The sequence below is a fragment of the Endozoicomonas montiporae CL-33 genome, from assembly GCF_001583435.1.
Classification (GTDB): domain Bacteria; phylum Pseudomonadota; class Gammaproteobacteria; order Pseudomonadales; family Endozoicomonadaceae; genus Endozoicomonas_A; species Endozoicomonas_A montiporae.
In genome coordinates, this window is sequence record NZ_CP013251.1 from 1,138,765 (window position 1) to 1,159,376 (window position 20,612).

Below are 20,612 nucleotides of genomic sequence, written 5' to 3' on the forward strand. Positions count from 1 at the left end.
TCAGAAACGTACCTGTGGCTGGTTCGGGGTCATGGTTTCGGACAGTTGACCGCTTCGGGTAAAGCCCTGCACACGAATCCGTTCGCTGCGTGGAAAGCTTTCAAACAGCGTGGTGGAAAACTGGTTCAGCTGACTGATGTCCTTGCACTGGTAAACGTAAGAGGCTGAAATATCCATATGACCATCATCATGAGCATCATGATCGTCGTGATGATGGTCATGCCCTGAATGTTTATGATGATGGTCATCGTCGTGTTTGTGCCCGTGGTCATGGTCGTCTTGAACATGAACCTCTTTCGTCGTGCTGGCATGTGCGGTTTTCAACTGACAACCCGCAGCCGCTGGCAGCGACCAGAGGTTTTCAGACTCCAGTTTTGCCAGTGCTTTATCCAGTTGTTGTTTTTGAGCATGAGTAGTGATGCGCTCAAAGCCCAGAATGTCGTGAGCAGGCATCATCAGCTCCATGTGCAGCTCTGAACCTTCCGTGGCGAAATTCAGTTTGCCTTCTCCGTGAACATGGGCACCGGCATGGCGAACGTCATCATGATCGTGGTGATGACTGTGAGCCAGTACTGCACCGGAAAACGCCAGAGTGCAGGCAGCTGCGACTGCCATGCGAATTGATGTACGCATAAATAAATCCTGTTGTTAAAAACTTGAAGGTCATTGAATCAGTCAGGCAACAGGAGGCGCGCGGGTGAGTCGTTTGGTGGGTGTTGTACGGGAAAAATAACGGACTGCCGGAACCGTAAAGGCAGTGCCAGCTTTCAGAATGGCAACATAGCGAGCGCTATCGGACGTGGGATGGCTGCACTGGAACTTACAGGCGGTACAGTCGTGGGCATCATTGTCCCATGGGTGACCAGGGTCATCCAGTTCCAGAGACTGAACATAATGGTTCAGTGCCTTATGAAAGCTGTCGGGCGCATCATGGTGTGCGTGATGGGTGTGAACCGTGGCATAACCAGCCCCAAGGGCGTAGCCAAACAACAATAGCCAGACAACAACGGGGTGTTGTCGCAGCAGTCGCAGAATGTTGACTATGGAAAAACTCATGGGGGTGTTCCACTGAAAAACAACGATTGACATTTTTTCAATCAGGCTGGATATTCTGTCATAAAAAAACGTTATTTTATAACATTTTTGTAATGACACTGTTGATGCCACAGAGCAATTCAATAGTGGTAAAAGCTTTCTCCGGATTAAAAATTGTGAACGGACGCAGGAAAAATCGTCCAAAGGCAGTTGGTACAAGGGGTGGCTTAGGGTAGGGTATAAAAAGCAGTCGCTTTCTAAAAAAACAATAAAATCCCATGGAGAGCCCTATGTCGGATCGTTTTATTCTCACCGGTGGAATGATTTGTGACGGCACCGGTCAGGACGCCTTTCAGGGGGAAGTGCTGGTTGAGGATGGTGTTATCAGGCAGATAACACGTGGCGTTAGTGCCCCTGCTGACAATACGCCACGAATAGACTGTCAGGGTCTTGTGGTGGCACCCGGTTTTATTGATGTCACCTCGAATATGGATTTTTATGCAGGCTTTGGCGGATCGGTGTATTTCGGTCAGTTTACCCGTCAGGGCGTCACCAGCTTCGTTACCGGGCAGGGCGGGTACAGCCCGTTTGCCATTTCGGCGTACAGCCCGCACCAGACTCTGTTGAATCAGCCACCGTTTGATATCGGACAGATAGAGCAACCGGCAGGCGGCTTACGGCAGTTCAATCATCAACTTGATTCCACTATTCACCATCAGCTGATCCCCATGGCGGGTCATGGCAGCTGTCGTTTGTCCATTGCCGGTTATGACAACCGTCCTCTGAGTGGCAAAGAACAGAAACAGTTGCTGGGGCTGCTGGAAGAATCCCTGCAGGATGGCGCGGCGGGTATTGCTATTGGTTTGAATGAACGTCCGGGTATGTTTGCCACCAAGGAAGAGTTGCACGCAGTGGCGCAACTGACCCAGCGTTATGACAAAGTACTGCGGGTGCATGGTCGTAGCCAGATGGCGCTGTCGGGCTATTACCCTGCTTTGTCGTTGCGACGTCATAATCTGCAAGCGCTGGATGAAATGCTTTTGCTGGCGCGGCGTATCGGGGTAAAACTGCAATGTTCACAACTGGCCTTTTTAGGTGACCGATCCTGGTACACCATGGATACCGCGCTGGACAGCCTTTATAAAGCCTGTGAAATGGGTGTGGATGTGCAGTTTGATATATCGCCTCACAGCGTTGGCACTACACGGCTGATCAACCTGTTACCCCAGTGGTTTGTTGGAAACTGGCAGGAAGGTATGGCATCGCGATGGCAGCGACAACGTTTGCAGCTGGCATTGACGCTTAACTTTGCCATGTCCGGACTGGGTTACTCTGATATTAAACTGGTGTCGTCGTATTCTGAAACCTATGAACCCAGTGAAGGTGAACGGCTGGACACCATTGCCAGTTCTGCCGGTCAGAGCCCCTTTGATACGCTACTGGATATTCTGGATAAAAGTAACAGTCAGGCGCGGGTGATGGTGTATGAGCGCTATGGTATCGGCATGGTGCAGCAACTGATGGCGCACGTGTGTTCATTGTTGGGTTCCGGGGCGGTGCCCGAACCACTGTCGGGTGTGCATCATCCGTCTGCAGTGGCAGCGTTCCCAAGGTTTTTGCAGATTGCCCGTAATACCGGTGTATTGTCCATGGAACACTGTGTGCGGAAAATGACCGGTGCCGTTGCCGACCGGGTCGGTGTACGCGACCGTGGTTACCTGCTGGAAGGCAAACGGGCAGATATTACAGTGTTTAACTGGAAAAGCCTGATGGATTTAACCGACTTTGCCGGTTACGACGCACAACCAGATGGCATTGACCAGGTGTATATTGGCGGGAAGTGTTTGCTGAAACAGTCACGGCTGGTGTCGGCAGACAGTGTTTCAACCAATACCTTATAAGTAACGCTTGCGGTTCATTTTTCAGTCAGAGCGCGGTAAAGTGGCGCGTTTTTATTCCCTGCCGGGGACTGCGTGATGAAAACTGCCACCGACTCAAATCAGCCTTTCTGGCTGCAAAAGAACCTTGAGGAAATGACTTCTCAGGAATGGGAATCCCTGTGCGACGGCTGCGGCCGCTGCTGCCTGAACAAGCTGGTGGACGAAGACGATAATATTCTGACCGTTGCCGTGGCGTGCAAACTGCTCGACTTGGACACCGGCCTGTGCAAAAACTACAAGCACCGTCGCAAGCATGTGCCGGACTGCATCAAATTTACCCCTAAAACACTGCACGAATATTTGAAATGGCTGCCCGACAGTTGCGCCTACCGGTTACTGTACGACGGCTATAGCCTGCCGGACTGGCATCCGCTGATCACCGGTAACCCTGATTCAGTACATGACGCTGGATTTTCTGTTAAGGGCAAGGGTTTTGTATCAGAAGACGATGTATCGGTAATGGATTGGCACGATTATATCATCTGTACAGGGTAGGTTGGGACGAACGAAGTGATTCCCAACACGGAGACTGTTTTTTATGAATGAACTTACCGTGTTGGGAATCGCGTTCCGCTCGTCCCAACCTACGTAGAGTAATAAGTGCATTAAAAATACCGGTTTTGGGGCTTGCAGTTTATATTGGTCAGCTTAATGTAAGCACTAAGGATGTTTCCTTACTTTGACTCAGACAAGGGATTACCGGCTCGCAGAGCCTCGTCAGGATGACGGACACACAGTAAACCCGGCGCAAGCGGGTTTTTTAATTTAGGGATGATCATAGTTACGTTGTAAGAGTTGCGTCGTAAGACATGGAACCGACCGTAACTGCTGTGGATCGAATAATAATAAGAAAAACAACGTGTCCTCAGGGGTACCTTATGAAAAAACAACAATCCGGTTTTACCTTAATCGAGCTGATGATCGTGGTGGCGATTATTGGTATTTTGGCGGCTGTGGCTTTGCCATCTTATCAAAACTATACAGCTCGAGCTTATGCCTCGGAAGCATTAACTGCCTTGCGTCCTCTTCAGTTATCAATAGCCGAACACTTGCAAGTTGAAGGGGCTTTGCCTGATACATTGGCAGACTTGGGCAGCTATGGAGGAATGGCAACTGCAAATGATTACTCGTCAGGTAGCGTTGCTTCGATTGATTTAGGACAGGTTAAGACGGGAACGGATACTGATGGCAACGATATAAATGAAACACGTATTACTGTTACATTTGCTGCAGAGTTGGATGATGCTCCGGAGTCAGTTGAGGCAAAACTTTATCATTGACTTTAACTGATACTAATGGTCGCTTGTCTCTTGGTGTGGATACTGAGGCCACTAGAACAACTCTTGATACTGAGTTTCATCCGAACATTTAATGTAACTTACTTTATTGATTAGTAATAATCAGTACTACAGGTTTTAATCTAAGCTTGCAGTACTGATCATTACTTTTCTTAGATGAAGCTTTGGTATAGTTACTCCCCTGTAGTAGAAAGATTCTTCAGTTATCCTTTTTTCATACCGCACCTCATAAAGTAGAATAAACGGCAAACTCTCACTACTTTTCATCCTCTCCACATCCGCATTCCACCCAATAAACCGATGCGACTGATAAGCCCCCAACTCATCATCCAACAAAGGCAAAAAGTGATCCTTTTTATTACCTGTGGCAGTGAGTGTGTGACGGTCAATCTGAATAATCAGGTTGTCTTCCGTTGCTATGCCATCGGCAAAGTAGTCGTTGACGGCCTGCTGGTAGAAGTACTGCAGGCTCACGGCGGCGGTAATGAGTCCGGCGGTAAAAATCAGAAGCACGGTAAAGCATCGTGATAAAAATGATAGTTTGCGATTGCTGATCAGAACCCGTTTGCTTATGCCCATTGTCTGTCTCCTGTCATTAATCAGACATATCGGACAGAACAACGAAACGCTTAATAGAAAAGTTGACACACAAGACTGGCTGTTTGCAGCTGTGTGCCGATGACACCTATTCAGAGATAACAATTCAGACATAACAATTCAGACCTAACAATTCAGACCTAACAATTCAGACCTAACAATGACAACAAGGTAAGATTCATGCGGGTGAGCAGGTCTCTGGTAAAAGAGTGGCTATTGCTGGTGTTGCTGACACTGGGGTTAATGGTGTTGCAGGGCAGTTACCGGTTCTGGATATTTTCCGAAACCTTTGCCATCAAAAAAGGCTCTATTAATGCAGATATGATGATTGCCGCTTTCTGGGACAGCGCCAAACTGCAGGGTGACTTGTTGCATTATCTGTTGATGCAGTTTCTGTTGCATTTCTCGTTGGCGTTGGCGGCGTGGTGGTTTGCCCGGCGTTTTATGCAGCGATTCGCGGTATACCGGCATCAGCCAAAGCGTGTGATTGCGTTGTTCTGGTCGGTGCTGGTGCTGTGTACCTTTATGGCCAACTCACTGGTTTATAAGTTTTCTTTCTTCTCTTTATATCATTCTGTTCACAGCGGGCTGGCCATTGCGCTTCTGCTGGCGGTTGGGGGGGTTGCGATTTATCTGAGCCGGGGCTGGGTGTTGCTGCTGGCTGCGGTGTGGTGGTGGCCAACGGGCAGTGTGACAAAGCAGGAGGCGGCCAAAACAGACCAACCCAATATTTTTATCATTGGTGTGGATTCGTTGCGGGCGGATCTTGTCGAGGCAGAAAATTCACCAACACCGGTATTAAAAGCCCTGTCGGAATCATCCCTCTATTTTGAAAACGCACTGACACCGGTGGCCCGAACGTTTCCGGCATGGGTGTCCATTTTAACCGGCAATGCTCCGCAAACCACCGGTGTTCGCATTAACCTGCAGGATGTTTCGCAAATGGACTGGAGCCACACATTGCCCAGCCTTTTGCAGCAGCAGGGTTATCAGACGGCTTACATTACCGATGAAAAACGCTTCAGTAATATCGATCACCGTTATGGTTTTAATGTGCTGGGCGGGCCGGAGATTGGTGCTTACGATTTTATGCTGGGGAAAATTAACGATTTTCCCCTGTCTAACCTGGTGATGAATTCAGGGCTGGGTCAGTGGTTGTTCCGTTATACGCATTTAAACCGCGCGGCTGACCATGTGTACGACCCGGACTATTTTGTGGATAAAACCGTTGATCAGCTGGGAGAGATGGGGTCACAGGGCAGCGTGTTTGCCGCAGTGCATCTGTGTTTGCCGCACTGGCCTTATATCTGGGGTGGCGTGGGACGTAAAGACACTATTGTTGACCAGTACCTGAAAGCCGTCGTGGAAGCGGATCGTCAGGTGGGACGCTTGCTGGACGGGCTGCAGCGCAAAGGCATGCTCGATAACAGTATTGTGGTGTTTCTGTCAGACCATGGCGAAGCATTCCCCATGGCGTATGAAAACGGCAAACCACTGTTTCCCTGGCTGTCTGAGAAGTATGTGGACTATGCGCCTCTGCACGGCACCGACCTGCTGAGTTTTAACCAGAATCGTGTGGTTCTGGGGGTTAAGGATTTTCGCTCTCAACCCGTCATTGAGACAAAGCAGGTGTCTGAAGTGGTCTCCCTGATAGATATTACGCCTACGCTGCTTGGGCTGCTCGGTACTGACAGTTGGCCCGACCGGTCATTTGACGGCGTTGACCTTCTGGCAGAAGGTTCTGAAGCTGTGCTTCAGTCAAGGGCGCTGTATCTGGAAACCGGTTTTACGGTGGAAGCCATGTATCGGGCAAAAGGATTGGTCAAACTGGTGGATATTGTCCATGAATCCTTTGATTTCTATGAAATTGATACCGACAGCGGACGTTTGCAGGTTAGACCTGATTCCACCAGAAGCCTGATTCTGAACAAGTCTTTCGGGGTTTTGAAAGACGGTTTGTTAAAAGTGACCGGCGGTGTGCATGAAGTGGGAGACACCTTGAATATTGATACGGGCGAGGTGTTTTTCTCCAATCCGACTGAATAATGCAAAAACTAACTGGCTGTCTACCCTTAACTAAAGGTCGTGTTACTAACGCCGAAACATTCAACAGGCACTTGCTCACAGCAGCTGGCTGGTGATACTCAATGATCGAGGATGAGAACATGAAGACAAGGATGTCTGCTAACAAGGGTTTTACCCTTATCGAATTGATGATCGTTGTTGCGATCATCGGTATTCTGGCTGCTGTGGCGATTCCGCAATATCAGAACTACACCCGTAATGCGACAGTGAATGCTGCCATACAGGAAGCTAGTGCTTACAAAACAGCTATTTCAATTTGTTTGCAGTCGCGCTCGCTGGCAAACTGCGATCTTGGTGAAGGAGGAGTACCAGCGGCTCAAACTGCTCCAACAGGTTCAATCCAGAATCCGATTATTACAGACGGTGTCGATGGTGAAGCTTCATTCAGAATCACTCCCGGAGGCCCATTTGATAACCAGTCAATGTTGATGAAGCCAAACGCTACAGGAAATAGATGGGTTTTAAGTTGTGATCAAGGTAATGGCGCAGGTGATGGTACAGATTTATGTCAAAATGACTCAGTCGTATCTTTTCTGGCCCAGTTCAGCTCTTGATGACCTGACCCTGAAACCAATAAAAAAGGCTGGTTATCCAGCCTTTTTTATTGCCTGTGATTTAGCTGTTTCAGGGTTTTAATGAGTGCCTGATTTTCCGGAGTCTGTAAAAACTGCCTGAGTGGTAGAATGGTCCATTCCGCCACACCGGCGGATGCCTGAAGCTCTTTGTCTTTTGCCTGCAGCAGACTGTCCCAGTCAGAAAAAGCTTTGCCCAGTTTTGCCGACCGGGCTTTGCCAATGTAAGGAATACTCAGTGCCCGAATTTGTTGCCCCATAGGTTGTGAGCCGGTCAGTGCAATGGCCGACCGATAATAGCCCGCCTGTTCACGACTACTGCCCGCTTCCTGTAGTTGTTCTTTGCTGAGTGTTAACACGTCTTTAAGGCTTTGCAGCTGCCTGTTGCTGACCAGTTTGCGAATAATGGGTTCATCCAGCCCGAGCAGTTCCAGCCGCCTCACCAGCCAGAGAATTCGGGCAATAAACTGTTCTTCACAGCCCGGAGCGAGTGACAGGCAGGTGAACGAGTTGTATTGCTCTGGTTCAGGCTGTTTTGGATGCTTTCTTTGAGGGTTTCTGAAAACAACTTTGCTGAATACCGGATTTGCAGAGCCTTTAAGGGCAATGGCTACCTGATCACCTATGGCAATGTCTTTGCTTTTAAGATTGTCGAGGCTACCCAGAGAAACACTGGTGATGTTCTGTTTATTGAGTTCAACGGGCTTCAGAGCCAGAACCGGCGTGATGTTTCCGGTTCGTCCCACCTTGAAATCGATGTCCTGAACGCTGGTGACTGCGGTCTCGGGTGGGAACTTCCATGCCAGTGCCCAGTATGGGTATTGGATTGAAGTCCGCATCGCCAGTTGTTGGGCTGCACTGTTTACTTTCAGTACGATGCCGTCCATCAGAAAGGGCAAACGGTCGGCCTGTTTTTGCAGCAGGTCGCGTTTCTTTATGACGTCTTCAAGGCTGGTGACCGGCTCGGTAAACTGGGTGGGCAGGGGAAAGCCCAATGTGTAAAGTTCGTTGACGTTTTCGGACAACGATTTGGCTGGTGTCCCTGTCCAGAATGTCCAGGGGAAAAAATCCAGAACTTCCAGTGCGCTGATTTCCGGTGTTTTGCTATGAATAACACCTGCAACAAAGTGTCGGGCGCTGCTGTAATTATCTTTGATATTACCCTTGTTATCCCAGAGATCAAGGCGCACAAACAGTTCGCCATGCAGAACGATTTTTGAGTAGAGAGCGTTTATTTCGTGGGGAATGGTAGGGATAGCTTTTACTTTTGCCAGAATATTATTGCCTTTAATGCCATCGCCACGGGTTGAGGCAGTGGTCAGCTTGCCCTCTTCGTAAACAAGCTCGACGGCAATACCGTCTATTTTGGGCTGCAGCATTACGCCGGAATGGTAGCTGGCACTGAACACCTGTTTCAGAAACTCGCTGATATCCTGCTCTGATTCTGCTTTGCGAAGGCTGCTCATGTATAAAGCGTGCTGGATTTTCCGGTTGCCGTTGCTGTCGGGTTCTAGTCGTTGTGGCGTGCCTTCGCTGAGTTGAATCGTTGGGAAGCAGTCTGACAAAACCTGCAGCTGTTTGGCGAGGGCATCGTATTCGTGGTCAGAGAGTACGGGTTTTTGTTGCACAAAATAGAGCTGGTTATGATGCTGGATTTGCTGGTTGAGTTGTTCGAGCTGTTGCTGAGCCTCGTTGTCTGACCAATTCGGGCAACTGGCTTGTGCAGCCAGTTGTCCCATGAATGGAATGAGCAATAGTCCTGAAAATCGTTGCATTTTGGTGATATCTCCACCGAGGCTGCTGTTGTGTTATCCGCCTGCCATTAACTGCTTTAATTCTCGTTCAGCCTGCAGGTTTTCGGCTGCGTGAAGCCGATCAATAGCTATTTGCATGGTTTCCATGATCTTGTCGTGCATTGCAAGATTCAGTTTGGCGGTTTTCCCTTCATTGACCGCCCTGGCAAAATTGTTTTTTGCTCTGGCCAGTTTGGGTAACTTTAATGCCTGTTCCCGGGGCAAGCCTGTTTTTTTAATTGCTGCATTGAGCTGAATACCGAGTTCTTTCTTTTCAGTCGTTTTTTCTACAACTTTGCTATACAGGGTGTTCCAACGGTCTTGCATGTCCATCAGCTCCATCTGGGCTTCATGCATGGCTTCATGCAGGGGGTCGATTTCCAACAGTGGCAGCGTTAGTGTTTTTGCTGGCGAAGAGGTGCTGGGTGAGTCAGGCACTCGTATTGAAGGCAGTTCTGATGATCTGGTGTGTTGAACTTTTCTTTTCTGGACAGGGGTTGTTTCGGGTTTATTGGCGTTATCAAACCGAGCCACTTTTATATGGCTTTTACCTGAGGTTTTGCTGACTTTGCCAAAGTGTAAAAAGCCTTTCAGGGATTCTTTGGCTTTATTGTAAGTCTGTTTAAGCCAGTTTCCGGAGACGGGTCCATTACCATTGATGCTGTCAGTCATCGAAAGCTTCCTTTCAGTCGTAGAAATCTGCCGTATGACTTTTAGTTTAGGATGCGGATTGAAGCAATGAGGTGGAAAGGGAAAGACTTCAGTGACGAATGCACCGAAGCCTTTTTCAGACGTTAATCAGGAAGGGTAACCATCCGGATTTTGTGACTGCCAGCGCCAGGCGTCGCTGACCATGTCTTCCAGTACTTTTTCAGCCTGCCAGCCCAGCTCGTTCCGGGCTTTATCCGGATTGGCGTAACAGGCGGCAATATCACCGGAGCGACGCTCGGCAATAATATAAGGTACGTCTTTGCCGGAGGCTTTTTCAAACGCTGCCACCATATCCAGCACACTGTAGCCTTTGCCTACGCCCAGGTTCCAGGCATTGGCTCCCTTGGTGGTGCGCAGCTTTTCAATGGCCCGGACATGTCCGAGGGACAGATCCACCACATGAATGTAATCACGTACACCGGTGCCGTCGTGAGTCGGGTAATCGTTACCAAAGACTCTCAGCTTTTCCAGCTTGCCAATAGCGACCTGCGTTACGTAAGGCATCAGGTTATTGGGGATATCGTTGGGGTCTTCACCAATCATACCGGACGGATGGGCACCTACCGGATTGAAATAACGCAGCAGGGCAATGCTCCAGTCGTTATCTGACAGGTACAGGTCACGCAGAATGTCTTCCACCATGAGTTTCGAACGACCATAAGGGTTGGTGGCAGACAGTGGGAAGTCTTCCATAATCGGCAGGCTGGCGGGATCGCCATAAACCGTGGCGGAAGAACTGAAGACAATGCGTTTGACGCCAGCTGCTTTCATGGCTTCGCAGAGAACCACGGTGCCGTAAACGTTGTTGTCGTAATAATCCAGAGGAATTACGCAGGACTCGCCAACGGCTTTTAGTCCGGCAAAATGGATCACGGCTTCAAAGTCATGTTCGCTGAACAGTTGAGTCAGCAGGGTGCGGTCGCGGATGTCGCCCTGAACGAAGGTCAGGCTTTTGCCGGTGATGTCCTGAACGCGCCGCAGGGATTCTTCACTGCTGTTGCTGAGGTTGTCCAGCACGACGATGTCGTAGTTGTCGTTCAGCAGCTCAAGACAGGTGTGACTGCCGATATAGCCAGCCCCGCCTGTTACCAGAATTTTGCTCATTTATTTATCACTCCCGAAGGTGGTGGTCATGGCAAGCATTAAGTACTCAACCATTGTTCTGACATATCCCTGTCTATAAATGTAGTCAGTCAGCTGTTTCAGTCAGTCGCATGGACAGGTCAACGGCGCCACAATGCTTGGTCAGGGCACCAATGGATACATAATCGACGCCGGTCGCTGCAATATCCGGCAATGTTGTTTCAGTCACGTTGCCTGAAGCTTCCAGCTCCGGGCGATGACCCGGCAGGGTTTTGTTCAGCTCGACGGTTTCTTTCAGCAGGGTGAGAGAAAAGTTATCGAGCATAATGCGGTCAGCACCGGCATCCCGAGCCTGGTGGAACTCGTCGAGGCTTTCAACTTCTATTTCCACGGGTTTTCCGGGTGCCATGGCTTTGGCGGTTTCAACGGCCTGAAGAATGCCACCACAGGCGGCAATATGGTTTTCCTTAATCAGAAACGCATCAAACAGACCCACACGGTGGTTGTGGCAACCGCCTTGGGCAACGGCGTATTTTTGTGCCAGACGCAGACCGGGCAGGGTCTTTCGGGTGTCCAGCAGTTTAACGGATGTGCCTTTAACCAGATCCAGATACTGCTGGCAGCGGGTGGCTGTGCCGGACAGGGTTTGCAGGAAGTTCATGGCGGCACGTTCGCCAGTCAGCAGGCTTCGGGCAGAGCCTTTAAGGGTCACCAGCAGCTGATCAGGCTTAACCCGTTCGCCTTCTTCTATATGCCACTCAAGGGTGACCGTCGGGTCGATCTGCCTGAACACTTCATCAAACCATGGGCGACCACAGATGATAGCCTGCTCACGACAGATTAAACGGGCAATGGCCTGCTGCTGTTCGGGAATCAGTGCGGCGGTAATATCGCCGGAGCCTATGTCTTCACTCAGGGCGTGCTGGACATTGATGTTTATGGTGTCGTTCAGTTCAGGCGTTTTCATCTTGATCGCTTTTGGATCTTCCTAAAAAAGTGCGCAGCATTATAAGGCAATATTATCCAATGGACACCTCGTTCTTACTGACAGTTGAGGGTAATGCCTGCCGTTGCGGTGGTAAATGAATGATAAAACGACTCCCCTGTTCCGGCGTTGATTCAACCGTCATGGTGCCCTGATGGTGAGTGGTGATTATAAAATAAGAGACAGACAAGCCTAACCCTGTGCCGACGCCAATGTCTTTGGTGGTGTAAAAGGGTTCAAAGATGCGTTTTCTGACACGGTCGCTCATGCCGCAGCCATTGTCTGACAGTGAAATCATGACCTGCTCGTTTTCATACCGGGTTGTGATACGAATCCGGCCCAGTTCGGTTTTGTCCTGACGCTGGTTAATGGCATGTGCGGCGTTCTTCAGCAAATTAAGCAAAACCTGCTGCAACTCGCTGGCAATGCAGGGAACCTCGGTCAGATCCGGGTCGAGATCGTAATCCACCCGGATGCGCATAAAGTCAAACTCCGACTGCCAATTCAGGTCTGAGGCGGCGATATCAACGGTTTTTTTCAGGAGCTCATGCAGGTTGGCGGATGACAGAACAGGCTCTGAGTGACGGCTGAACTTCAGCATATTCCGGACGATTTCCGAAGCTCTTAGACCTGCGCTTTGAATGTTGTCCAGAAAACGGTTTATGCCCCGGTCTTCGAGGTAGGCATTCAGCTGTTGCAGATCAACATCATGCTGGTGGGCGGTGTGTTCGTTTGCGGGCAGGTCAACAGAAATTCTTCGTCGTATATTCTGAGTGCCCTGTATGATAGCCCCCAGCGGATTGTTGATTTCATGTGCCATGCCAGCAGCCAAGCCGCCGACAGTCATCATCTTTTCTGTTTGTACCATCACTTCTTCGAGCTTGAGTCGCTGGGTGATGTCGTCAATGCGGATAACCGCTTCCGGATGCTCTTCGCCCGACTTTTCGCTCGACTCTTCGCCTGACAATGGATAGATAATTAAATCCAGATAACTGTCGTTGCCATCAATAATGACAGGAAGTTTTTCTATTCTCTGGATACTCTGCTCCCGGAAGGTAGTTTCTATCCGGGTCTGGCAATGTTCAAGAAAGGGAAAGGCTCTGGTCATGGTCTGGCCAACCACTTTCTTGCAGATAATCTTCATGCCATCCGTGTCTGAGTGCTCTGTAGCAGCAAGACGTGCCGCTTCGGTGTTGCATTGCTGAATGGTTTGCTGATCATCAACCGTAATCAGCGCCGAAGGCATGGAGTTGATAATGTTGTTGAGGTATTCCTGAAACTGCTTCAGCTTTCGTTCGGCTTTCTGGCGCACCAGAATTTCATGTTCCAGCTCACGGTTGTTTTGCTGCATTCTGGTCAGCAGCTGTCGTTCATATTCTTTTTCTTCCTGAAGTTGCTGATCTCTTGTGGCAATGCGGGACAACATAACATTAAACGTCTGTGACAGAGTGCCTGTCTCGTCCTTGTGAAATACCCGGGCACGAATACGGTAGTCTTCCTGCTTTGACACCTTGCCTGCAATACGAATCAGGTGGAGGATGGGTCTGGTAATAAAATGCCGGACGTATTCAGCCGTTATCAACGTGATGGACAGCAAACTGGCGGCAACAATCAAGCCTGCTGTTGCCAGAACATGCGTTGGATCAAACTGGTGTTTTGAAATCAGCCAGGCGGACGCCATAAAGGTGCTGCTGGCAACCAGCCCTACAGAGAGGGCAATGCCGATTAACAGGTGCAACAGTTTGCTGCTGACGGTTAATTTTGAAAAATAGCGGTAGAGTGTTTGCATGGGCTTTGTCGTATTTTTGGTGGCCCGTGATAAGGTGCAAACTAACGTATTTGTACTTCCGTGACAAATTTACCAGCGTATGCCTTTATGCGAGAGTTTTTCCATCAGCTGCTGGTGAGCAGGTAACTCAAGCCCCTGCTGTGTAGCCATTTTGATCAGATAACCATTGATGTAGGCCAGCTCTGTTTTACGTTGCAGGCGTGCATCCATGCAGGTAGAGGAACGGTTGGCAGCCGTTAAACGGCAAACCTCGTATACCTTCTGATGCACAGATTCGGTTGCAGGGTGCCCCAGTACTTTACTGACCAGAATAAACTCGTTGATCAGTTCATCCATCAGTGGCTTTTTGTCAGCTTCCAGCAGTTGACCGTTCTGACAATCAAACAGTGCTGTTAAACCGTTAATAGCACAGTTAATTGCCAGCTTTTGCCATAAAAGCCGTTCAATATTGTCACAGACTTTGACGGTGAGGGAAAAACGATGAAACTGATCCAGCCATGAAGTGATGGGTTGCTGGTTAAATCGACCAATTGCAGTAACGCCCTGACCGGCATGACAAACATGCAACGGCTTTTTTGTCCACGCCCCGTCGGTGACAGAGCCAACCCAGACGTTCTGTTCCGGAAAGGCTTCGCTAATGAGCTGCTGACTGCCCATGCCGTTCTGTAGAAGCAGTATGTTGCATTGCCTTGCCAGTACCGGACTGACGGACTGCAGAGCGGCCAGTGTGTCGCCTGCCTTGGTGCAGACAATCAGCTGATGAACAGGAACGGTAATTTCATCGGCCGTGATGATCCGGACAGGGTGTTGTGATTCTGTTTTATCCAGATGAGTCAGTGTCAGCAGCGGCTTTTGACTGCTTTTATGATCAAAGCTTTCTCTATCAAAATAATGCTCCCGGTTACGGACAATCATAACAGGAGGCACTCCAAAGGCTTTATGGATATTGGCAGCCCATAGACAACCAATACTTCCGGCTCCGAGAATATACCAGGTGCGTGACGACATCGTTTACTTAATTAAATGATTAGCTGGCAGCAAGACCCTTTAGCCTAACACATTCTGCTTCTACATGGTCTTAAAGTGTTCATTCAAACCGGGGTGGCTGTCATTCCCTGTCTATACTTGCGTGACGTTTGTAATGCGTAAGGAATGAATACTGTGAGTCATGTTTATAAAATTCTTGAAGTGGTCGGCAGTTCAACCCTGAGCAGTGATGATGCGATTCGCAATGCCATCGCAACCGCCAGTGTCAGTGTGAAAAACCTGAACTGGTATGAAGTGGTAGAACATCGGGGGCATATCAATGATGGAGAAATAGGCCACTTTCAGGTGACAGTGCGTATCGGCTTTCGTTTAGATGACAAGGAATGAGTGCCTGCTTGTTAAAACCAGTCCCGGTGTTGCCGGGGCTTGCCTCTGACTAAGTGTTACCGGACAATATGGGGCATTAATTTTTCTTAATGTGGAATTCCTCATGCCTTCATTTGATATTGTTTCTGAAGTGGATCTGCACGAACTGAGCAACGCTGTAGACCAGGCAAATCGTGAACTGACCACCCGTTATGATTTTCGTGGTGTTGATGCCAGTTTTGAACAAAGTGGTGAAACCCAGATTGTTATGACCTCTGATGCAGATTTTCAGCTGGTGCAAATGCTGGAAATGCTGAAAACCAAAATGGTTAAGCGAGGCATCGACATCAAGTGTCTGGAAGCCAAGGATCACTATGGCTCTGGCAAGCAGGTTAAGCAGGAAGTAACTGTACGTCAGGGGCTGGATAAAGAACAGGCCAAAAAAATTGTAAAAATGATCAAGGACGCCAAGCTGAAGGTTCAGGCTGCTATTCAGGGTGAGCAGGTTCGTGTCACCGGCAAGAAGCGTGATGATCTGCAACAGGTGATCACTATGTTGCGGGAGGCGGATACTGAAATGCCGTTGCAATACAATAACTTCCGTGACTGATTCATAATTTTTCCTGCATGAAAAAGGGCTTTTTAAAGCCCTTTTTCATTACTGATCTTCAGAGTTCTGAGTTACTGTTTTTGTATTTACGGTCAATCTGGTGGTTTGTCCCAGTATGTCGATTGATAAATGTTCTGAATGGAGTCATGGGAGTAAAGTAAATAACTCCCATTGTCGTATTTTCAGGATTCTGTACATAACCTAAACCTGTGACCGAAAAACCCTGATCTAATAATACCGACCCCCTTTGGAAATCACGACTTAATACCATTCTTGAATCAGCTGGAATGGAACATATTTTCCAGTCGATCCCCCTGATAAATGGATGGCAGTCTGACTGATCTTTTATTTTAACCGGATTAAATAAAATATCGATTTTTGGGCGACTTAACAAAAAATGGCCTGATTGCTTCAGTCTATTCATGTAAAACACTTTCCATAACGGGTAGCGGTTTTCCAGAGCATCAAACCATGCCTGAGTTTTAAAAGACAAAGGTGCGAACGGTGGTTTCAGTTCAGATTCCAGTTTTAACAGGACGGGGTAAGAGGTATGCTCTGTGCTCGGGCGAATCACTTCGATGACTTTGACCTGATCATAGTTATGATTTGAACCTTCAGAGAAACGAAGCATAATTTCCTGATCTGGCTGCTCAGGGGGAAGCTTTGGAACACAATCGTTGGTGCTTAAAGCCCAGTTTGGGTGTATGACCACTGCATGGCAGCTTTTTGGGTTCTGGTTCCAGTCGCTGGTTTCCAGAAAAGCCAACCAGTGTGTGATGGTATCATCATCAGTGGGAACAGCTTCTGAAACAGAGCTGAGGGTAAGAGAGAGCAAAAACGCAATTATTGTCGCCTTCGCTTTTTTAGAGTTCAGCACAGCTACCTCTCGTGTTTGAAGAACTATTTTTCAGCAGGTGTCATGTTCAGCTTCCACGCCAGCAGAATTAACAACAGTGATGGAATGCCCATCAATGCAGTAGCAGTGAAAAACGAAGGATAGCCCATCGAGTCCACCATGACGCCTGAAAAGCCCGCCAGAAACTTCGGGAATAATGCCATCACCGAGCTGAACAATGCGTACTGTGTCGCCGAGTAACTGACGTTAGTCAGACTTGAGAGATAAGCGATAAAGGCTGCAGTGGCGACTCCGCCTGCCAGATTATCCAGCGAGATCACAACGGTGAGCCAGGTAAGGTCATGGCCGACGCCGGCCAGAAAGGCAAACAGCAGGTTACTCAGAGCCGCCAGCAGACCACCGGCGAACAGGATTTTCATAACACCAAAGCGAACCATCAGCCCGCCACCAATACCGGCACCCACCAGAGTCATAATCACGCCATAGACTTTTGTGATGGCGGCAACTTCCTGTTTGGTGTACCCCAGATCCACATAGAACGGGTTAGCCATGATGCCCATGACCACGTCACAGATACGGTAGGTACTGATTAAACCCAACACCAGAAGCGCGTGCCAGCGGTAACGAATAAGAAAGTCCAGAAACGGACAGATGACGGCGCCGTATACCCAACCCAGAGTGCGAACAATAAAACCGGGCAGGTGAGCGTTATTTGCCATCCACTGTTTGGCTCTTAGTTCCAGCTCCTGTCTGGGTGGCTCTGCCGGTTCGTTGATGACCAGTGTGGTGATAATGCCGACCGCCATGCAGCCCGCCATAATCAGGTAAGCCATTTGCCAGGGATATTGGTCGTAACTGCCTTCGTTCACGGTGAACCATGCCGCAATGGTTAGCACGCCTGCGGTGGCAAGAATCATTGCCAGACGATAGCCCACCATATAAGTCGCCACCAGAGCCGCCTGAAGGTCTTTATCAGCCGATTCAATACGGTAAGCGTCGATCACGATATCCTGAGTCGCAGAACCAAATGCGACCATGACGGCGAACATTGCCATGGTCCACAAATCCAGAGCCGGATCAGTGACCGCCATTCCCACAAGAGAACCGGCAATGAATATCTGGGACAGCAACAGCCATGCCCGACGGCGACCTAGCAGCTTACTCAGTAGAGGCAGAGGCAGTCGGTCAACCAGTGGTGACCAGACCCATTTAAACCCGTAGGCAAGCCCAACCCAGCTGAAAAAACCTATGGTTGAACGACTGACATCGGCTTCCCGCATCCAGAAAGACAGGCTGGAAAAGACCAGCAGAATGGGAAGCCCCGCTGAAAAGCCAAGGAAAAACAGCGTGATGGCCCGACGATGCAGATAGATCGTAAGCGTCTGCCGCCAGTTGCCGGAGAGGGTTTTCAGGTCTGTCATAAAGCGTTCCTGGGTTTCGAGGTTTTATACCAATTCCATCTTCTAGGAGCCTGTCGGACTTAGCCGACCGTAGCGAGAAAAAGACCGGTTTGAGACAGTTTTGACGATCATTTGAGGCGAATAGCGAGCTATTCAACGAAAAGGATCGTCAAAAATGGCCAAATCCGGCTTTTTCGCAGTAGGTCAGTGGTAAGTCCGACAGGCTCCTAGACATGAATTGATATTCTTTGGAAAGAACGTAACTATAGACACCTTTGAATAACCGTAGGTTCAATTATTATTGTTGAAGTATTCTGCTTAAAAAAGAAACTGCTTTTGAAAAATAAAGGGGCTTCTGCCCCTTTGTCGTGTCTGGATGAAAATGGCGTTTCAGGATGAGGAATTATACCAACGCAGAATAACCAGCTGAAAAGGCATACTCATGACGAAGCTAATTATTTTGATTGGTATTAGTTTCCAGAAACCGGTTCGCCATCCAGATCAGAACCAGAACGGGTGCGCCCAGCAAAGCACTGAAGATAAAGAAATAGTTGTAGCCTACCGCGTCCACCATCACGCCGGAAAAGCCTGCTACAAATTTGGGTAGCAGCAACATCATGGAGCTGAACAGTGCGTACTGAGTGGCAGAATACTGGACATTGGTCAGACTCGACATCCAGGCAATAAACGCCGATGTAGCAATACCGGCAGCCAGATTGTCTGCAGAAACCACCAGTGCCAGCCAGTAAACGTTATTACCCACCAGACTCATAATGGCAAACAGGGCATTGGTAATGGCAGCGGCAATGGCACCGGTAAACAGCATTTTCATCACACCAAAACGCATGGTCAGCGTACCACCAAGGGTAACGCCAATCAGTGTCATAATGACGCCAAAGATTTTTGTGACCGTGGCTACCTCGTTTTTGGTGAAACCCAGATCCACATAAAACGGGTTTGCCATAATGCCCATCACAATATCGGAGATACGGTAAGTGCTGATCAGAGCCAGAAGCAGCAGCGCATGCCAGCGGTAGCGGCGGAAAAAATCCGAAAAGGGACAAACGACAGCGCCATAAAACCAGCCTGCCAGTTTTACCAAAGGTGCTGGCAGGTGTGCTTTCTGCGCCATCCACTTAGTGACTCTCTGTTCCTGCTGTGGTGTTTCGAGTTTAACGTCCGGCTCGCTGGTCACTAGTGTGGTAATAATGCCCACTGCCATAAAGCCGCCCATAAACAGGTAGGCGGTCATCCAGGCAGACTGCTGATAGTCAAGTCTGTCACCTGCTGCCCAGGCTGCGATGGCCAGGGTTCCGGCACCTGCGACCATCATGGCGAGGCGGTAGCCAAACATATACGTTGCTGCCAAAGCGGCTTGCAGGCGTTCTTCTGCGGCTTCAATACGAAAGGCATCGATGACAATATCCTGTGTGGCAGAACTGAACGCGACCAGCACTGAAAACAGCGCCATTCTGGTCAGGTTTTGAGTAGGGTCGGTAAAGGCCATGCCCAGCAGGCCTGCGACAATGGTGAGCTGGCTGAGTAGCAGCCATGAACGACGTCGCCCCAGTAGACGACTGAGCAGGGGTAAAGGTAAGCGGTCAACCAGTGGTGACCAGATCCACTTCACACTGTAAGCCAGGCCGATCCAGCTGAAGAAACCAATGGTTGCACGGCTGACGTCGGCTTCCCTTAACCAGAATGACAGGCTGGAAAACAGCAGCATCAGTGGCAGGCCTGCGGAAAAGCCCATGAAAAAAAGCGTGAGCGCGCGGGGGTGGCGATAGACCTTCATGGCATCCCACCATGAAATCAGCCGGGTTCGGGAAGATACAACAGGCATAGAGGCTCGTTTAAACGGGTGATCTGGCTGCAGTGTTCCGGGTTATTGAGACTGATTAAAGCTCCCCAGCAGAAATTGCTGCCATTTTTTTCTGTCAGAGTCTGACAGTTTGTTCAGGGTATCCTGACAGATTATGGTCATCGCCTGAAGTATGGTTTCGGGTGGATAGTCCAGATTTTCCAGCTGACGTATGATTTCAATGGCCAGCGTCATTTCTTCAGGCAGGTTGTCCATGTTTATTCTCCGTTCCATGCATAGTGGGACAGGCTGACTTTGCCGGAGATAAAAATCACACCTTCCTGCTCCAGCAGCTCCTTCTGTTCATTATACTTCACGCTGTCTTCCGGAAAGGAAATACGTCCCTTGCCGTTAATGACACGGTGCCAGGGCAACCCTGAACCTTTTGGCAGCTGCTTCAGAATATTGCCAACCACTCTGGCATAACCCGGTGCTCCGGCCATTCTGGCGAGCTGGCCATAAGTCACCACTTTACCTTCGGGTACCTGACTGAGCACAAGCCAGATATCGGTACGACTGAACGGTGCTTGCAACAGACTTCTCCAATAAAAAGAGCAAAGAATACCCTAAATTGCCAGCGCTCCATAACGCTTATCGGGTAAAGATTAAGAGTTAGCCGCTGGTAAATTGTCTTGAGTATTACC

20 protein-coding genes and 1 pseudogene are annotated in these 20,612 nt (G+C 49.2%); 7 read left to right on the forward strand and 14 right to left on the reverse strand.

What is annotated here, in order from left to right; genetic code table 11:
• Both EZMO1_RS04965 and EZMO1_RS04970 read right to left on the reverse strand, forming a co-directional pair.
• Positions 1 to 633 carry a ZrgA family zinc uptake protein gene (locus EZMO1_RS04965; protein ID WP_034875035.1) on the reverse strand — a complete coding sequence of 211 codons (633 nt, stop codon included), beginning with the start codon at positions 631 to 633 and terminating at the stop codon, positions 1 to 3.
• A gap of 42 nt (positions 634 to 675) precedes the next feature.
• Entirely contained in the window at positions 676 to 1,056 is a 381-nt protein-coding gene (locus EZMO1_RS04970; RefSeq protein WP_145912474.1) for a hypothetical protein, read from the reverse strand.
• Between the two features lie 269 nt (positions 1,057 to 1,325).
• Between EZMO1_RS04970 and EZMO1_RS04975 the strand changes: the two genes are divergently transcribed.
• The 3 genes from EZMO1_RS04975 (at position 1,326) to EZMO1_RS04985 (ending at position 4,255) form a co-directional block, all read left to right on the forward strand.
• Entirely contained in the window at positions 1,326 to 2,936 is a 1,611-nt protein-coding gene (locus EZMO1_RS04975; RefSeq protein WP_160174044.1) for an amidohydrolase family protein, read from the forward strand.
• A gap of 75 nt (positions 2,937 to 3,011) precedes the next feature.
• Positions 3,012 to 3,470 carry a YcgN family cysteine cluster protein gene (locus EZMO1_RS04980; protein ID WP_034875031.1) on the forward strand — a complete coding sequence of 153 codons (459 nt, stop codon included), beginning with the start codon at positions 3,012 to 3,014 and terminating at the stop codon, positions 3,468 to 3,470.
• Between the two features lie 383 nt (positions 3,471 to 3,853).
• On the forward strand, positions 3,854 to 4,255 hold the full coding sequence (locus EZMO1_RS04985; RefSeq protein WP_051789827.1) for a pilin: 402 nt from the start codon (positions 3,854 to 3,856) through the stop codon (positions 4,253 to 4,255).
• A gap of 135 nt (positions 4,256 to 4,390) precedes the next feature.
• Here the strand turns inward: EZMO1_RS04985 and EZMO1_RS04990 are convergent, their stop codons facing one another.
• Positions 4,391 to 4,852, reverse strand: coding sequence for a hypothetical protein (locus tag EZMO1_RS04990; protein ID WP_034875029.1), 462 nt, complete (start codon positions 4,850 to 4,852; stop codon positions 4,391 to 4,393).
• A 198-nt stretch (positions 4,853 to 5,050) separates the two neighbouring features.
• Between EZMO1_RS04990 and EZMO1_RS04995 the strand changes: the two genes are divergently transcribed.
• Together EZMO1_RS04995 and EZMO1_RS26540 are read left to right on the forward strand one after the other, a co-directional pair.
• Positions 5,051 to 6,916, forward strand: a complete 1,866-nt coding sequence (locus tag EZMO1_RS04995) for a sulfatase-like hydrolase/transferase (protein WP_034875027.1) — start codon at positions 5,051 to 5,053, stop codon at positions 6,914 to 6,916.
• A 131-nt stretch (positions 6,917 to 7,047) separates the two neighbouring features.
• Positions 7,048 to 7,150: pseudogene (locus EZMO1_RS26540) on the forward strand (pilin); the annotation flags it as partial.
• Between the two features lie 406 nt (positions 7,151 to 7,556).
• On the opposite strand, the gene EZMO1_RS05005 reads toward EZMO1_RS26540, so the two are convergent.
• From EZMO1_RS05005 to EZMO1_RS05030, 6 genes are all read right to left on the reverse strand, one after another.
• Complete coding sequence (locus EZMO1_RS05005) at positions 7,557 to 9,302, reverse strand: helix-hairpin-helix domain-containing protein (protein ID WP_082211945.1); 1,746 nt, start codon at positions 9,300 to 9,302, stop codon at positions 7,557 to 7,559.
• Positions 9,303 to 9,335: 33 nt separating this feature from the next.
• Entirely contained in the window at positions 9,336 to 9,992 is a 657-nt protein-coding gene (locus EZMO1_RS05010) for a hypothetical protein (RefSeq protein WP_034875023.1), read from the reverse strand.
• 126 nt (positions 9,993 to 10,118) lie between these two features.
• Complete coding sequence (gene galE, locus EZMO1_RS05015; RefSeq protein ID WP_034875021.1) at positions 10,119 to 11,135, reverse strand: UDP-glucose 4-epimerase GalE; 1,017 nt, start codon at positions 11,133 to 11,135, stop codon at positions 10,119 to 10,121.
• Positions 11,136 to 11,220: 85 nt separating this feature from the next.
• Positions 11,221 to 12,081, reverse strand: a complete 861-nt coding sequence (gene nadC, locus EZMO1_RS05020) for a carboxylating nicotinate-nucleotide diphosphorylase (protein WP_034875019.1) — start codon at positions 12,079 to 12,081, stop codon at positions 11,221 to 11,223.
• 52 nt (positions 12,082 to 12,133) lie between these two features.
• Positions 12,134 to 13,888, reverse strand: coding sequence for a HAMP domain-containing sensor histidine kinase (locus EZMO1_RS05025; protein WP_051789824.1), 1,755 nt, complete (start codon positions 13,886 to 13,888; stop codon positions 12,134 to 12,136).
• Between the two features lie 69 nt (positions 13,889 to 13,957).
• A complete protein-coding gene (locus tag EZMO1_RS05030; protein WP_082211942.1) occupies positions 13,958 to 14,896 on the reverse strand; it encodes a ketopantoate reductase family protein in 939 nt (312 codons plus the stop codon).
• Positions 14,897 to 15,049: 153 nt separating this feature from the next.
• Here EZMO1_RS05030 and EZMO1_RS05035 point away from each other — a divergent pair, with 153 nt between their 5' ends.
• Both EZMO1_RS05035 and EZMO1_RS05040 read left to right on the forward strand, forming a co-directional pair.
• On the forward strand, positions 15,050 to 15,262 hold the full coding sequence (locus EZMO1_RS05035) for a dodecin (RefSeq protein ID WP_244886729.1): 213 nt from the start codon (positions 15,050 to 15,052) through the stop codon (positions 15,260 to 15,262).
• Positions 15,263 to 15,365: 103 nt separating this feature from the next.
• Entirely contained in the window at positions 15,366 to 15,851 is a 486-nt protein-coding gene (locus tag EZMO1_RS05040) for a YajQ family cyclic di-GMP-binding protein (RefSeq protein WP_034875013.1), read from the forward strand.
• A 58-nt stretch (positions 15,852 to 15,909) separates the two neighbouring features.
• Here the strand turns inward: EZMO1_RS05040 and EZMO1_RS05045 are convergent, their stop codons facing one another.
• The 5 genes from EZMO1_RS05045 to EZMO1_RS05065 form a co-directional block, all read right to left on the reverse strand.
• The gene (locus tag EZMO1_RS05045) at positions 15,910 to 16,686 is read right to left on the reverse strand and encodes a hypothetical protein (RefSeq protein ID WP_222842194.1); all 777 of its coding nucleotides are present in this window, start codon (positions 16,684 to 16,686) and stop codon (positions 15,910 to 15,912) included.
• A gap of 65 nt (positions 16,687 to 16,751) precedes the next feature.
• The gene (locus tag EZMO1_RS05050; protein ID WP_061509272.1) at positions 16,752 to 18,128 is read right to left on the reverse strand and encodes an AmpG family muropeptide MFS transporter; all 1,377 of its coding nucleotides are present in this window, start codon (positions 18,126 to 18,128) and stop codon (positions 16,752 to 16,754) included.
• 430 nt (positions 18,129 to 18,558) lie between these two features.
• Positions 18,559 to 19,950 carry an AmpG family muropeptide MFS transporter gene (locus tag EZMO1_RS05055; protein WP_034875007.1) on the reverse strand — a complete coding sequence of 464 codons (1,392 nt, stop codon included), beginning with the start codon at positions 19,948 to 19,950 and terminating at the stop codon, positions 18,559 to 18,561.
• A 42-nt stretch (positions 19,951 to 19,992) separates the two neighbouring features.
• Complete coding sequence (locus EZMO1_RS05060) at positions 19,993 to 20,184, reverse strand: DUF2496 domain-containing protein (RefSeq protein ID WP_034875005.1); 192 nt, start codon at positions 20,182 to 20,184, stop codon at positions 19,993 to 19,995.
• Between the two features lie 2 nt (positions 20,185 to 20,186).
• Positions 20,187 to 20,501, reverse strand: a complete 315-nt coding sequence (locus EZMO1_RS05065; protein ID WP_034875002.1) for an MGMT family protein — start codon at positions 20,499 to 20,501, stop codon at positions 20,187 to 20,189.
• Positions 20,502 to 20,612 lie beyond the last annotated feature (111 nt).